This is a genomic window from Streptomyces chlorus (assembly GCF_042655885.1).
Taxonomy (GTDB): domain Bacteria; phylum Actinomycetota; class Actinomycetes; order Streptomycetales; family Streptomycetaceae; genus Streptomyces; species Streptomyces chlorus.
Window position 1 is genome coordinate 110,483 of the sequence record NZ_JBHSOA010000005.1, and the last position, 13,920, is coordinate 124,402.

11 protein-coding genes are annotated in these 13,920 nt (G+C 68.5%); all 11 read right to left on the reverse strand.

Going from position 1 to position 13,920, the window contains the following annotated elements:
- Window positions 1-148 precede the first annotated feature (148 nt).
- The 11 genes from ACFPZI_RS03075 to ACFPZI_RS03125 all read right to left on the reverse strand — a co-directional run bounded on the left by ACFPZI_RS03075 (window position 149) and on the right by ACFPZI_RS03125 (window position 13,705).
- Window positions 149-2,728: an ABC transporter permease gene (locus ACFPZI_RS03075; protein WP_381357810.1), complete on the reverse strand. Its 2,580-nt coding sequence runs from the start codon at window positions 2,726-2,728 to the stop codon at window positions 149-151.
- A complete protein-coding gene (locus tag ACFPZI_RS03080; protein ID WP_381207461.1) occupies window positions 2,725-3,513 on the reverse strand; it encodes an ABC transporter ATP-binding protein in 789 nt (262 codons plus the stop codon). The genes ACFPZI_RS03075 and ACFPZI_RS03080 overlap by 4 nt, the downstream gene beginning before the upstream one ends.
- Before the next feature lie 924 nt (window positions 3,514-4,437).
- Window positions 4,438-5,634, reverse strand: a complete 1,197-nt coding sequence (locus ACFPZI_RS03085) for an acyl-CoA dehydrogenase family protein (RefSeq protein WP_381357813.1) — start codon at window positions 5,632-5,634, stop codon at window positions 4,438-4,440.
- Window positions 5,631-6,227 carry a flavin reductase family protein gene (locus ACFPZI_RS03090; RefSeq protein WP_381357816.1) on the reverse strand — a complete coding sequence of 199 codons (597 nt, stop codon included), beginning with the start codon at window positions 6,225-6,227 and terminating at the stop codon, window positions 5,631-5,633. The genes ACFPZI_RS03085 and ACFPZI_RS03090 overlap by 4 nt, the downstream gene beginning before the upstream one ends.
- A 90-nt stretch (window positions 6,228-6,317) precedes the next feature.
- Window positions 6,318-7,691 (reverse strand): cytosine permease, encoded by a 1,374-nt coding sequence (locus ACFPZI_RS03095; protein ID WP_381357819.1) that lies wholly within the window; start codon window positions 7,689-7,691, stop codon window positions 6,318-6,320.
- 159 nt (window positions 7,692-7,850) lie between these two features.
- A complete protein-coding gene (locus ACFPZI_RS03100) occupies window positions 7,851-8,252 on the reverse strand; it encodes a RidA family protein (RefSeq protein WP_381357822.1) in 402 nt (133 codons plus the stop codon).
- Window positions 8,253-8,263: 11 nt separating this feature from the next.
- Window positions 8,264-9,814: an aldehyde dehydrogenase family protein gene (locus ACFPZI_RS03105; RefSeq protein ID WP_381357824.1), complete on the reverse strand. Its 1,551-nt coding sequence runs from the start codon at window positions 9,812-9,814 to the stop codon at window positions 8,264-8,266.
- A gap of 57 nt (window positions 9,815-9,871) precedes the next feature.
- Window positions 9,872-10,294: a cupin domain-containing protein gene (locus ACFPZI_RS03110; protein WP_381207444.1), complete on the reverse strand. Its 423-nt coding sequence runs from the start codon at window positions 10,292-10,294 to the stop codon at window positions 9,872-9,874.
- A 3-nt stretch (window positions 10,295-10,297) separates the two neighbouring features.
- A complete protein-coding gene (locus tag ACFPZI_RS03115; RefSeq protein WP_381357827.1) occupies window positions 10,298-11,050 on the reverse strand; it encodes an RraA family protein in 753 nt (250 codons plus the stop codon).
- On the reverse strand, window positions 11,047-11,982 hold the full coding sequence (locus ACFPZI_RS03120; protein WP_381357829.1) for a VOC family protein: 936 nt from the start codon (window positions 11,980-11,982) through the stop codon (window positions 11,047-11,049). Before ACFPZI_RS03120 ends, ACFPZI_RS03115 begins: the two co-directional genes overlap by 4 nt.
- Window positions 11,983-12,139: 157 nt before the next feature.
- Entirely contained in the window at window positions 12,140-13,705 is a 1,566-nt protein-coding gene (locus ACFPZI_RS03125) for a 4-hydroxyphenylacetate 3-hydroxylase N-terminal domain-containing protein (protein ID WP_381357832.1), read from the reverse strand.
- Between the last annotated feature and the right edge of the window lie 215 nt (window positions 13,706-13,920).

Consider the following 13,920-nt stretch of genomic DNA (forward strand, 5'->3'; position numbering starts at 1 on the left):
CCCGCACGCACGAAGCCGCCCGGCGCCGGTAGCCCTCCTGGGCTTCCCGGCACCGGGCGTTCCCCCGCGACCCCCGTGTGCGGTGGCCGGTCGCGGTCGCTCGGCCGGGTGGCTGAGCGAAGTCACCGCCGGCCACCCGGAGCCGCGGCTACTCCGTGGCGATCGCGTTCAGGACATTCATCCGGCCCGCCCGGAACGCCGGGACCAGTGCCGCGAACAGCCCCACGAACGCCGAGCCGATGAACACACCGATGATCGTCGGCCACGGGATCTCGAGGACCTTCAGGCCCTCCAGCACGAGGAGCTGCTGGGCTGTGACGCCCCAGCCCATGCCCAGCCCCAGGCCCAGCAGGGCACCGAAGAGGGCGATGACGACCGACTCCAGACGGATCATGCGGCGCAGCTGACGGCGCGAGAGGCCGATGGCCCGCATCAGGCCGATCTCCCTCGTCCGCTCGACCACCGACAGGGCCAGGGTGTTCACCACGCCCAGGATCGCGACGACGATCGCCAGGGCCAGCAGGCCGTAGATCATGTTCAGCAGCTGGCCGATCTGGTCCTTGAGCGTTTCCTTGTACTCGGTCTGGTCGCGCACGGTGTACTGCGGGTAGTCGTGCAGCGAGTCCTTCAGCGCCGTGTACGCGGCGTCCTGCTGCCCCTCCTTCGCCGTGGCGAAGACCAGCTGGTCCAGCGGCATCCGGTCGGCCGGGAGGTACTTGGCGAGGGTGTCGATGGACGTGTACATCCCGCCGGGATCGATCCCGGTGTCGCTCCGTGTGATCGCCCGCACCGTCAGTCGGCCCGTGGAGCCGTCCTCGAACTCCAGACCGACCGTCGAGCCGAGGCTGATGCCGTGGTCCTTGGCGAAGTCCTCGTGCACGGACATGGAGTCGGGCCGGTAGGCGTCCGCGAGCTTCCCGGCGACCGTCTCGGTCCGCACGTCGCTCGCGTACGACGGGTCGGCCGCCGTGATCGCCGTGCCCTTGACCGTCTTGCCGTCGGGCGTGCTGAAGACCGCCTCGGTCCACTTGTACTCGGTGACCCGCTCCAGTCCCGGCGTCGACTTCACCGCCTTCACCGCCTGCGGAGTGATCAGCTGACCTCTGTCGGACTGGATGATGAAGTCCGTGCCCACCGTCCGCTCGAGCTCGTCGGTGGCGGACGCCACCATGGACGAGCCGACCACCGACAGGCACGCCACCAGGGCCAGCCCGATCATCAGCGCGGCGCCGGTGGCGCCGGTGCGGCGCGGGTTGCGCAGCGCGTTGCGCTCGGCCATCCGCCCCACGGGACCGAAGACCCGCAGCACGACGACGCCCAGGACCCGGACCACACCGCTCGCGAGCAGCGGGCCGATGAGCACGAACCCGACCAGCGACAGCACCACACCCAGGCCCAGCCACATCGAGCCCTCGGTGGCCTTGTCCGCCGCCGAGGTGAGGTACAGCGCGAACGCGCCGACCGCGGTCAGGAGCGTGCCGATGCCACCCCGGATCCAGCCGGCCCTGGCGTCCGCGGGGGTACCCGCGTCGCGCAGTGCGGCCATCGGCGAGATCTTCCCGGCCCGCCGCGCGGGGAGGTAGGCGGCCAGGACGGTGACGACGACACCGAGGAGCAGTCCGATCGCCGGGGTCGTCCAGGCGACCGTGAGGTCGTCCGTGGACAGCTCCATGCCGATCGAGCCCATGAGCTTCATCAGCCCGACCGCGAGCCCGACACCCGCGGCCACCCCGAGCACCGAACCGACGACGCCGAGCAGCAGCGCCTCGATCAGCACCGAGCGGTTGACCTGCTTGCGGGAGGAGCCGATGGCCCGCATCAGGCCGATCTCCCGGGTGCGCTGGGCGACCAGCATGGAGAACGTGTTGATGATCAGGAAGATGCCGACGAGGAACGCGATCCCGGCGAAGCCGAGCATCGCGTACTTCATGACGCTCATGAAGCCCTCGACGTCCTTCTGGCCGGCCTCCGTGCTCTCCTTCGCGGTCAGCACCTTGTAGTCGCCGCCCAGAGCGGCCACGACGTTCTTCTTCAGCTGCTCGTCGCTGACGCCGTCGGCGGCCGTGGCGTTGACGTTGGTGAAGACGTCGCTCTCACCGATCAGGGCCTGCTGGGCGGTCTTCGTGTCCAGGAAGAAGATCGCGGCACCGGGGTTGGTGACGGTGAAGTCGGCGATGCCGGAGATCTTCGCGGTGTGCGTGCCGACCACGCTGATCACGCCGATCTCGTCACCGAGCTTCAGACCGTGCTTGTCGGCGGTGTCGGAGTCGACCAGGATCCGGTCGGGGCCCTCGGGCGCCGCACCGGAGGTGATCTTCATGGTGCGGGCGTCGTTGGCGGTCCAGTTGCCGACGATGGTCGGGCCGCCGCTGGTGGGCGAGAGGCTCTTCTTGTCCCCGTCGACGACGGTCAGCGAGGTGGAGTGCAACGCCCCCTCGGCCGACTTCACCCCGTCCACCTCCCGCACATCGGCGAGCACGGAGGCCGGAATGACCGGCGGCTTGCCGGTTTCCGAGGTGGTCTCGCCGCCGTCGTTGGCGTCCTTGGCGCTGACCGTGACGTCCGACGCCGTGGCCGCGAACAGCTTGTCGAACGTCGTGGACATCGTGTCCGTGAACACGAGCGTCCCGGACACGAACGCCACCGACAGCAGCACCGCCACCGCGGACAGCGCCATCCGCCCCTTGTGCGCGAGGAAGTTGCGCAGGGAGGTCTTCAGGACGGTCATGACGTACGCCCCCGCGCGTCGAAGTCCTTCATGCGGTCCAGGACCTGCTCGGCCGTCGGCTTGTGCATCTCGTCGACGATGCGGCCGTCGGCGAGGTACAGCACCCGGTCCGCGTAGGAGGCGGCGACCGGGTCGTGCGTGACCATCACGATGGTCTGGCCCAGGTCGTCGACCGAGCTGCGCAGGAAGCCGAGGACCTCGGCGCCCGCGCGCGAGTCGAGGTTTCCGGTCGGCTCGTCACCGAAGATGATCTCCGGCCGGGCCGCCAGGGCCCGCGCCACGGCGACGCGCTGCTGCTGACCGCCGGACAGCTGGGTGGGCCGGTGCTTCAGCCGGTCGGACAGTCCGACGGTCTCCACCACCCGGTCCAGCCACGGCTGGTCCGGCTTGCGGCCGGCGATGTCCATGGGAAGCGTGATGTTCTCGATCGCGTTCAGCGTCGGCAGCAGGTTGAACGCCTGGAAGATGAAACCGATCCGGTCCCGGCGCAGCAGCGTGAGCTTCTTGTCCTTCAGCCCGGTGATCTCGGTCTCGTCCAGGTAGATCTGCCCGCTGGTGACGGTGTCGAGCCCGGCCAGGCAGTGCATCAGCGTGGACTTGCCGGACCCCGACGGGCCCATGATCGCGGTGAACCGACCGCGGGCGATGTCCACGTCGACGTGGTCCAGGGCGACAACGCGGGTCTCCCCGGCCCCGTACGCCTTCACGACCTGCCGCGCCCGCGCGGCAACGGCCGTACGCCCACCAGTTCCTCCGTGCTTGGGAATGGTCACAGCCGTTGTCACGGTAAGTCTCCTATGTCGGTCAGCAGGTGGGAAAGCGGTGCCCGCGCGACCGCTGTCGTGCCCGGCGGCCGCTTGGTGCGTGTTCGTTCGACGTGTTTCAGTCTGGCGGCCGGGAAGGCCGAGCGCCCTGGTGCCCGGCGCAGTCTTCCTTCTGGGGAAAACCCCACCCCCCGGTGGTGTGTTCGCCGCCCCCCAACGGCGTAAAGCCAGGTTAAGGACTGACCCCGCCCCGTCTCGTCCTCCGCCGGTACGACCCCTCCCCGAGTCGTCATACGGAGGTACCCCTAGGGGCTCTCCACCCGCAGGCGGAGTGCTTCTCGGGGTCGGCTCCTCCTGACGTCCCGGTCAGCCTCCACCCTCACGCCACGTCAGGGTCAAGTACGGGGCCGGGTGGGTCGGGGACGCCGGTGCGGGTAGCGCCGTCGGCCCAGCGGACAGCGGACAGCGGACAGCGGTGAAGGCGCCGCGGCAGGCGCCTGCCCCGCCGGCCGGGCGGACGGGGCGGGGCGGGCAGCCGGAGGGCCGGCGTCACCGGTGGACGATCGACGCGGTCCGTCACGTCGTGGAGGAGAGCGGCGAAGGGCACCGGGCCACACCCGGCTCGCTCCGTGGAACGCGGCATGCCGGGGCGCCGTGCGAAGGGACGACTTCGCACGACGCCCCGGCACAGCGCCCAGCCGACCGGCGTCGACACCGCGCCGATACCGCCGATGGCCACCTCGACCAGGTCCCGGGCTTCAGATACCGCTGCGGGGCGCGAACCCTCCCCGCTCCTCCGGGAGTACCGGTCAGGACGGGTCTCCGGGGCGGAGCGGCAGCATGGTGGACACGCACGCGGCCGCGACCGCGTCAGCGGGGCCGGTCAAGGTGTCGGTGAACTTCGCGAAGAGCGGGGGCACGCCGGGGACGCGGTCGGATCACGCCTCAGGCACCGACGGCGGTCTGCTCGGGAACGACGAGATCGAAGAACCCCCAGTGCGATCCGGCGGGCAGAGTGCCCGACAGGATCCGGCCGCACTTCTGCGTCACGATGTGCGAGGAGCCCCGGTGCTGGCTTCCCGCATGGCTGTCGCGGAAGAAGCGTTGCAGCGCGCCGTCCCGCATGACCTGGGCCCCCGCGAAACGGTGCACGAGCTGACTGATCTCCAGCGCGGTCCGCGTGGCGAGGCTGCAGGCGAGCCGCGACATCGTCTCCTGCTCGTCGTTCAGTTGGGCCTGCGCCGCGAGCGTCGACTCGTTCTCGCGCCAGGTCTCGCGCAGCAGTGCCATCGTGCCCCGGACGTGCGAGAAGTGCCGTGCGTACTCCGCGAAGAACTCGTCGCTGGTGACCGGGGACCCCGCGGCGGGATCCTTGCGCTGCGTCAGCTCGCGCAGTTCGTCGAGCATGCGCCGCCCGACCCCCTGCGACCAGGCCGCCTGGTGCAGGCCGGCCAGCAGAGCAGGACTCAGGCCGTGCAGGGAACGGCCCCGTCGGGCGTGCTCCGGGCCGGGGCGGAAGACGTAGGCGTCCTTGATCAGCAGGTCTTCGGCCCGGTAGTCGAGGCTCGCGGTCGCCCGCAGCCCGAGCATGTCCCAGTTGTCGCTGATCCGCAGGGCCGAGCGGGGAACCAGGCAGACCAGCCGCTCTCCCGTCCCGTGGACCGTCACCGCGAGATTGAGGTGCGTGGCCATGGACACCCCGGGCGCGAACTGCCAGGCCCCGTTCACCCGGTAGCCGCCGTCCTCCCGTACGGCCCGGCCGGTGAACGACGTGGACTGACCCGCCACCAGGGGGAACGTGTCCTCGGTGAAGAGTTCGGCCACCGCCTCGTCGCCCAGGTACGTGGCCGCGACCGCCGTCTCGCTCGTCACGGCGCGCACCAGCCACCCCAGCGAGGCATCGGCGTGGGACAGCTTCTCCATCACCTGCAGGATCTGCAGGGGGGACGCCTCCATGCCGCCGAGTTCGGCCGGCACCATCAAGGTGAAGACTCCGCTGTCGCGGAGCGCGTCCTGCACCACCGGAGTCGGACGCCGCAGGCGCTCGCCGTCCGCGGCCTCGCTCTGCAACAGGGGGTAGATCGCGTCCAGTTGCTTCAGCAGCCCGGAGAAGTCCTCGTTCACCTGGGTCTGGACCGTCATGACCGGCTCCTCTCCGACTGCGCACCGCCGCCGGCGGTTCCGCTCTCCTGGGCCAGTGCGCTCCACTGACCGCGGTAGAAGAGCAGGGGGTTGGTGTCGTCCTGCTGGCCGTAGGCCATCACGCGCCCGAGGACCAGGACGTGGTCCCCGCCGTCGTAGCCCGCCCACGGAGTGCACTGGAAGTACGCCAGCGAACCGTTGATCCGCGGCGCGTTGTCGTCGTCGACCCACTCGATGAGGTGGGCGTCCTGCGGCTTGCCCGCGAAGTGGAGCGCGGTGTCGAGCTGGTTGTCGCCGAGCACGTTGACCGCGAAGGGCCGCTCGAGCAGATAGGTCAGGGCCCTCGAGTTCCGCTGCATCGAGACCAGCAGCAGCGGCGGATCCAGGGACACCGAGGTGAAGGAGTTCACGGTGACGCCGTAGTAGCTGTCGCCGGATCGGTACGTGAGCACGACGACGCCCGTGGCGAAGTTGCCCAGGGTGTTGCGAAGCAGGCGGGGATCGGCGAGCGAGGGGATCGCGGCGCTCGACGCAAGGGTCTTCGCGTCGGCGGCCTTCTCATAGATCTCGGAGTCCCACATGATGTCGGTCATCCCGAACCTCCTGGAAATCGTGGGTTCGGCCCATGCGGGCCGGGGTGGGCCGGCGGCCACGTGCCGTGGGGTCGTGGCCGCCGGCCGGGGTCAGACGGCCTCTTCGACGGCTTCCTCACCCGCGACGAACGTGGTGCCGGTGCCTTCGGGCAGCAGGCTCCGCAGGGCCGGGTAGGCGGCCAGGGCCAGCACGAACGACACCAGGAAGCCGAGGGCGAAGACGTCGGTGGCCATCAGGACCGTGCCGACGGCGGCGGACAGCACCAGCGTGATGACGCCGGCCCAGTTCCACTTCTCCACCCGGTGGGTGGCCCGGTCGTACCGCGCGCGCCGCACCAGGTAGTAGTCCGCGATCATCACACCGCACATGCCGAGCGTCATGGAGCCCAGGTACGCCAGGTAGGCGGCGAACTGCTCCAGGATGCCGACGGCGATCATCACCAGGGCGATGACGTTTCCGATCACCACCATCGCCGCCCGGCCCGGCTTCCACCCGGTGAGGGAGTCGATCAGGTTGACCAGCGACAGCGAGCCGGAGTAGGCGTTGATGGCCTGCGCCTTCGCCTGGGCGGCGTAGATGGTGATGAAGCCCATCCAGCCGGCGAAGATGACGAAGAAGGCACCCGTGTTCTCCATGACGTACGTGCTGCCCGCGGCGCCGGCCGCTTCCTCGCTCAGGCCGGCGTCGTTGGCCATGAGGTGGTTGATCACCTCGGGCATGCCGCCGATGACGACGAGCGATCCCAGGACGGTCATGACGACGTTCTGGGTGATCGGGCCGGAGGCGGCCAGAATGGTGACATCGCGGCGCGTGTGGCAGTACCGGGCGAAGTCCGTCGTGACCAGGGCGATGGTTCCCGCCGTGGCGCCCATGACCCCGATCGCGGCTTCGAACTTCGGCCAGAGGCCGCCGGGGACGACACCGCCGTAGGTGAACACGTCCATCGGGTTGGCGCCCTGGATCACGTAGATGTGAATCAGCATGTAGAGCGTGACCAGGAGCGTGACGGCGGTCAGGGCGGCCGACGCCCGCAGCGCGAGCTTGAGGCCGAAGATGGCCAGAGTGATCCACGCCAGCGTCATGAGGCCGTAGATGAGGATGCGCACCAGCCAGGAATCAGGCAGGTCGAACATCAGCAGCGTGCCCTGGTAGAGGAGGGCGGACTCCATGGCCAGGAAGCCGAGGATCATGAACGCGAAGATGATCGAGCCGATCGACGAGCCCATGAAGCCGAACCCGAAGAACCGGGAGGTGATGGTGCTCGACATGCCGGTTTCGAAGGCCATCCGCCCGAGGGCCTTGCCGAGGAGCACGGCGAAGCCCGCGACGAGGACGCCGACGATCATGCCGACCGCGAAACCGGCGAGCACGACCGTGAAGCCGGCGATGGCGAAAATAACGAGCGCGGTCGCGACACTGATCGGACTGAGGGAGAGCTGATAGCCGCTCTTTCGCTCTGACATCGGCACGCTGACCAGGGCATGGTCTTCCGCCGCAGCCGCCAGTGCCGAATCGGTGGATCTGGGATTTCTGGTTGGTGAGGACACAGTTCCTACCCCCGAGGGATATGGCGCCCACGGCCACTTTCCACAGTGGGACGCGCCTGATGTCGCTGAGAGCGCTCAGTCGACGCTGCAGCCGGCCACCGCGATGGCCTCGATCTCGAGCAGGATCTCCGGCTTGGCGAGAGCGGAGACCTCGACCAGGGAGCAGGCCGGGAAGTCGCCGGAGAAGAACTCCTGACGGGCCTTCCACACCCCGGCGTTGTCCCGCATGTCCGTGACGAAGATCGTCATCTTGACGATGTCGTCCATGACCGCGTCGGCCGCCTCGACCAAATCCCTGATCTTCTGGAAGACGACCTTGGCCTGGTCGTAGGCGGTGTCGCCGAGGACGCTCGCCCCGTCCTGCCCGCGCGCCGTCATTCCGGAGATCATGATCAGGTCGTCGATCCGCAGGCAGTTCGACCACATCTTGTCCGCCGGCTCACGCACGGCGTCGGAGATGAAACGCTGCTTCTTCATGGCCGTGGTCCTCACAGGTCGATCCGGTTGTCCCAGGCGGAGGTCCCGCCCCAGTTCACGCAGACGCTCTGGCGGCGCATGAAGCCCTTCCAGGCGTCCGAACCGGCGGTGCGGCCGCCCCCGGTCTCCTTCTCGCCGCCGAACGCGGAACCGACGTCGGCGCCCGTGGTGCCCATGTTGATGCGCACGATGCCGCAGTCGCTGCCCCGGGCCGACAGGAACGTTTCGATGTGGGTCAGGTTCGTGCTGTGCATGCCCGAGGCCAGACCCTGGGCGACGCCGTTGTGGATCTCGATGGCCTCGTCGAGATCGTCGTAGGTCAGCACGGAGACGATCGGCACGAAGGTCTCCGACTGGGCGATCTCGAAGTGCGGCTCGACACCCGTGACGATGGCCGGCTCGACGTACAGACCCGGGCGGTCGATCACGTTGCCGCCGTACGCCACGGTGGCTCCCTGGCGCTCGGCACCGGCGAGGACCTTCCGGTAGTCCTCCACCGCCTTCCGGTCGATCAGCGGGCCGACCACGGTGTCCGGGTCGCGGGGGTCCCCGATGGTGATCTGGTCGAAGGCCTTCTTCATCAGCTCGACCAGCTCGTCCGCGATGCTCGCGTGGGCGATGACGCGGCGGGTGCTCGTGCACCGCTGGCCGGTCGTACCGACCACGCCGAACGTCAGTGCCTTGGCGGCGAGTTCGAGGTCGGCGGTCTCGTCGACGATGCAGCCGTTGTTGCCCGAGCACTCCAGCTGGTACCGGCGGCCGAGCGTCGATCCGACGATCTCGGCGACCTTGCGCCCCACGGTCGTGGAACCGGTGAACGAGATCATGGCGATGCGGGTGTCGGAGACCAGCTTCTCGGCGACGGCGTTGTCGTCGGGGATGAACAGGGAGAACACGCCCTCGCATCCCAGCTCCGCCGCCGCCTGGTTGACCAGCTTCTGCACGGCGACGGCGGTCAGCGGAACCTTGGGGCTCGGCTTCCAGATCACCGTGTTGCCGGCGATCGCGGAGAGGAACCCGTTCTGCGCCCAGACGGCGGCCGGGAAGTTGTAGGCGCTGATGAGACCGACCACGCCCAGCGGCAGCCACTGGTCGTACATGCGGTGCTCGACCCGCTGGGACTGCTGGGTGTAGCCGTACATCATCCGCGCCTGACCGGCGGCCAGCGTCGCCATGTCGACCGCTTCGCGGAGCTCGCCCTTGGCCTCCATCGTCGACTTGCCGGTGTCCAGCGAGACGATCGCGGCCAGGCTGTCGATGTGTTCCTCGATCAGCAGGCCGATCCGGCGCACGAACTCCCCGCGTCGCGGCGGCGGCACCATCCGCCACCGCTTCTGGGTCTCGACGGCGGCGGCCACGATCGTCTCGTAGTCCTGCCCGTCCGAGGCCGCGATCCGGCCCACGACCTCACCGTCGGCGGGACACTGCGCCTCGATGACCGGCCGGCCCTCGACGGTTCCCCAGCCGATCGAGTCCCCGTAGGTACCGGAATGCACCTGGTCCAGGCCGAATTCGGCGAGCACCTTGTCGGTGTCGAACAGAGTCTTGGTGGTTTCGCTCATCATCGCTTTCCATCAACGTCGCGGGTTCGGCGGGAATACGTCGGACGGGCCGGCACCTCACTCCTTGGCAAGGAAGTCGCCGATCGTCTCGTCCGTGTGGTATTCGGGCTTCTCGTAGTAGTGCGGGCCGTCGTAGATCTCGATCAGCACGCTGCGCTCGTGAGCCAGGGTCGGGCCGTGGGGATGGTCCTTCGGGTTCATGTAGAAGGAACCGGGACGCAGCCGGAGGCCGGAGTCGGTGTACTCGTAGTCGCCCTCGAGGCAGTACATGAACTGGTTCGAGGCGTGCGTGTGCCGGGTCGGGATGGTGCCGCCCTTGTCGTACTCGAGAAGGGCGATGCTGGCGCCGGTGTCCGGGTTCTTGTGGAGGAAGTACTGGCGGAACCCGTAGTCGGGGTAGTCGATCCAGTCCTCGTCCTTGAGGTCTGCCGCATGGATCAGGATCTCGAGCGACTTCATGGCCGCGGGGTCGATGTCCACTGTTCACTCCCGTCCGGGGCGGCCGGCGGCCACCCACGTGTCGTATTCCTGGCGGCTCTCCGGTGTGGCCGGAAAGAGCCCGAAGAGGGACCGGCCGCGCTGGATTTCCAGCGCCGCGAATTCCTCGTAGGCGGCGGCTTCGGCGGCCTCCGCGGCGACTTCCGCGGCCAGGTCCTGGGGGATGACCACGACGCCGTCGCCGTCGCCCAGCACCACATCGCCCGGGTAGACCGCCACTCCGCCGCAGCCGACGGGTTCGTCCAGTGCGACCGGGTGCAGGGCGATGGGGGTCGCCTTGGGGGCGTTGTCCCGCTGGTAGCACGGCAGGCCGGTCTCCCTGACGGCCGCCGAGTCCCGGTACCCGCCGTCGGTGACGACACCCGACACACCGCGGTGCTTCAGCCGCGCCGCCATCATGTCGCCCATGGACGCGGCGGCCGTGCTGCCGAACGCGTCGATCACGAGGACCGCGCCGGGCGGGCACTCCTCGATCGCCCGCCGGTGCAGGTTGTCGCTCCTCGAGTAGGTGGCGAGGGTGTCGAGATCCTCACGTGCGGGGATGAACCGCAGGGTGTAGGCCGTGCCCACCAGCGGCTGCTGGCCGGCTGCCAGCGGCCGGACGCCGGCCATGATCACGTTCCGCAGGCCGCGCCGGAGCAGCATGTTGGCCACGGTGGCCGAACCCGCGCCGATCAGCTGGGCGCGGACCGGCTCCGGCAGCGGTTCGGCGCGGTGCGCGCGCGCTGTACCGGTCATTGGAAGAACTCCAGGGGCGGGCGGTTCCCCCACTGGGTGGTGTCACTGGCCGTACCGTTGAACTTGGTCGGCCGGTGGTTGCCGTCGACGATGTCGCCGTCGGTGTAGTGCTCGATGCGGAAGCCGAACGGGTCCTTCCAGTAGTCGAAGATCTGGCTGCCGAGCAGGTGGCGGCCGACTCCGACGTCGAGGGTGTACCCCTGCTGGACGAGGTAGTCGTGCGACGACATCACCGCGTCCATGTCGGTGACCTCGAAGGCGCTGTGGTGGACTCCCACCCAGTCCGACTGCAGGACGAGCATGAAGTGGTGGTCCACGAGCTGCTCGCCCAGGTCCAGCCGGACGAACGTGCCGACGACGGGGCCCTCCTCGCCCGGCGGGACGAAGTAGTCGGAGGGCAGGAAGTTGAAGCGCTCGTTGAGCCAGGCCATCGACTCGTCGTGGTTCTTCACGTGGAGCACGAAGTGACCCAGGCGTGCGATGGTGCACGGCGCGACGGGCTGGCGGACGGCCGCGTTCACCCGGTTCTTGTCGCGGACGTTGTTCATCACGAAGGGTTCCCGGTCCGGGATCGGCGCGGCCTTCTCCCGGCCCCAGATCGCCCGGATCCCGATGCCGTCGGGCATGGTCATCGAGACCTCGTGGCCGCCGCCGGGCTCCGTCGACTTCCGGACCGGGGAGGACCCCGGCTTCGCGGCGAGCTCGACCAGGTCGTCGTAGGCGGCGACCTCGATCGACGCACCGGTGAAGCGCTGCTTGCCGGCCTTGCGGGTCACATGGATGTGATGCTGAGTGCCCGTTCCCCGCATGTACAGGGTCCGGTCGTCGCTGCCCTCGGCCTTCACCATGCCGAACGCGGTCAGGAACTTCTCCATCACCTCGAGATCCGGTGCCTCGTAGGTGACTTGGGCAGCATCGATTGCCGTAGCCACGGGTCCTCCTGTGGTGGATGAGAGCGCGGCGGCGCGCACAGAACCATCGCCGCCGGATGAGCCGGGGCTCCCGCTGGGCCGGGAGCCGCGCGGACGGGAGCCTCGCGGGTGGGAGTCCCGCGGGTGAGAGTCCCGCGGACGGGAGTCCCGCGGACGGTCAGCCCTTGAGGATGCTGACGTCGTCCGGGCCCTTCAGGTCCGGCACGGTCCAGCCGTCCAGGTCGTACTCGTCCATGGCGCTCTGGGCGAAGTCCTTGCAGTAGTCGAGGAGACCGCTGCCCCGGGCGCCGAACAGGTTGGTCTGACGCGTCACGTCGTTGCTGCCGATGTAGTTGATCTCGTACAGCTCGTGGCGGGATCCGAACTCCGTGCCGATGGAGTCCCAGAGCATCTTCATGACCTTGACGCGCTCCTCGGCGTCGATGCCCCCCGTACCGCGCAGGTAGGTGTCCAGGTAGCCGCGGATCTCGGGGGTCCTGAAGTCCTTCGCGTGGGAGTTGAGGTAGATCAGGCCGCTGGCCACGACCTGCTCGATGATGTTCTTGATCTTCGGCATGGCCAGCTGGTTCATCACGCGGTAGGCGCCGGCGAACTGCGGGTCGGGCTGGATCATGCCGCCCTTCCACGGCACCGCGCTCTTGGCCATCGCGTCCGACAGCGCCCAGAACGTGTTGCGCCAGGCGATGACCTCACCGAGCTGGGACATGACGCCGTGGAACTGGCCCGCTCCGGTGACGTCGAGGGCGCGGGCCAGCATGCCGACCAGGAAGTCCATCTTCACGGCGAACCGGGTGCAGCCGTGCAGGGAGGCGCGCTCCAGATAGCCGGAGTGGATGTTGTACTTGTTGGCCTGCTCCAGGTCGTTGTAGATGAACGCGTTCTCCCAGGGGACGAACACGTCGTCGAGGACCAGGATCGCGTCGTTCTCGTCCAGACGGCTCGACAGCGGGTAGTCGAACGGGCTGCCCAGCACGGCCGCGCGGTACTCGTTGGACGTACGGCAGATCAGCTTCACGCCGGGAGCGTTGGTGGGCGTGATGAACACCGGCGAGAAGGCCGGGTCCTGCACGGCGACCTGGCCCACGTGACCGACGAACGTGTAGTGCGTCAGGGCCGATCCGGTGGCCACCACCTTGGCGCCCTTGACGTAGAAGCCGGCGTCGGTCTCCTTGGTGACCCGGATGAAGACGTCCTTGCCCGCGTCCGCGCCCATACCGCGGTCCACCGGGGGGTTCATGATGGCGTGGTTGATGTACCACGTCTTCTCCTGGGCCTTGCGGTACCAGTTGCGCGCGTTGTCCTCGAACCCCCGGTAGAACTCGGCGTTGGCGCCGAGGGTGCCGAGGAAACAGCCCTTGTAGTCGGGGGAGCGGCCCATCCAGCCCCAGGCGATCTTCTGCCACTCGGCGATCGCGTCGCGGGAGGCCACCTGCTCCTCGACGCTCTTGGGCGCCTGGTAGAAGCGGTGAGTGAAGCCTCCCCCCTCGGTGGGCGCGGTGAGGATGTCCTTGCGCGCCGGGTCGTGCAGGGCGTCGTACATGCGAGCGATCATGCGGGCGGAGTTGCGGAAGGCGGGGTGCTCGGCAATGTTCTCCACCCGCTCCCCGTAGATCCAGACCTCGCGGCCGTCGTTGAGGCTCTCGAGATATTCATCTCCGGTAAAGGGGAGATGATCACGGCCGGCAGGGCTTTTTACCGACTGATTCGCGTTTTCCGTCGCCATTGACCGGACCCCTTCTCGTCACACACGAAGCCGAGAAAAGCCATCGGTCCGTGCAGCCAATACGTGAGCAGCGATCACTCGAGGTGGTTTCCTCATCGATCCAGAACTGCCTACGCCGTCGAATTGCCGGGAAGACTGACACGGGCCATGACGCAATGCCGTTCAGTTAAGCGGTAGAGGCGAGTCTGATCGTGGCTGGACTGCTGTGTCGAGTT

Excerpts from the sequence above, each read along its gene's own strand:
- ACFPZI_RS03075 (WP_381357810.1), bottom strand. The coding sequence starts at position 2,728 with ATGACCGTCCTGAAGACCTCCCTGCGCAACTTCCTCGCGCACAAGGGG.
- ACFPZI_RS03085 (WP_381357813.1), bottom strand. The coding sequence starts at position 5,634 with ATGACGGTCCAGACCCAGGTGAACGAGGACTTCTCCGGGCTGCTGAAG.
- ACFPZI_RS03090 (WP_381357816.1), bottom strand. The coding sequence starts at position 6,227 with ATGACCGACATCATGTGGGACTCCGAGATCTATGAGAAGGCCGCCGAC.
- ACFPZI_RS03095 (WP_381357819.1), bottom strand. The coding sequence starts at position 7,691 with ATGTCAGAGCGAAAGAGCGGCTATCAGCTCTCCCTCAGTCCGATCAGT.
- ACFPZI_RS03100 (WP_381357822.1), bottom strand. The coding sequence starts at position 8,252 with ATGAAGAAGCAGCGTTTCATCTCCGACGCCGTGCGTGAGCCGGCGGAC.
- ACFPZI_RS03105 (WP_381357824.1), bottom strand. The coding sequence starts at position 9,814 with ATGAGCGAAACCACCAAGACTCTGTTCGACACCGACAAGGTGCTCGCC.
- ACFPZI_RS03115 (WP_381357827.1), bottom strand. The coding sequence starts at position 11,050 with ATGACCGGTACAGCGCGCGCGCACCGCGCCGAACCGCTGCCGGAGCCG.
- ACFPZI_RS03125 (WP_381357832.1), bottom strand. The coding sequence starts at position 13,705 with ATGGCGACGGAAAACGCGAATCAGTCGGTAAAAAGCCCTGCCGGCCGT.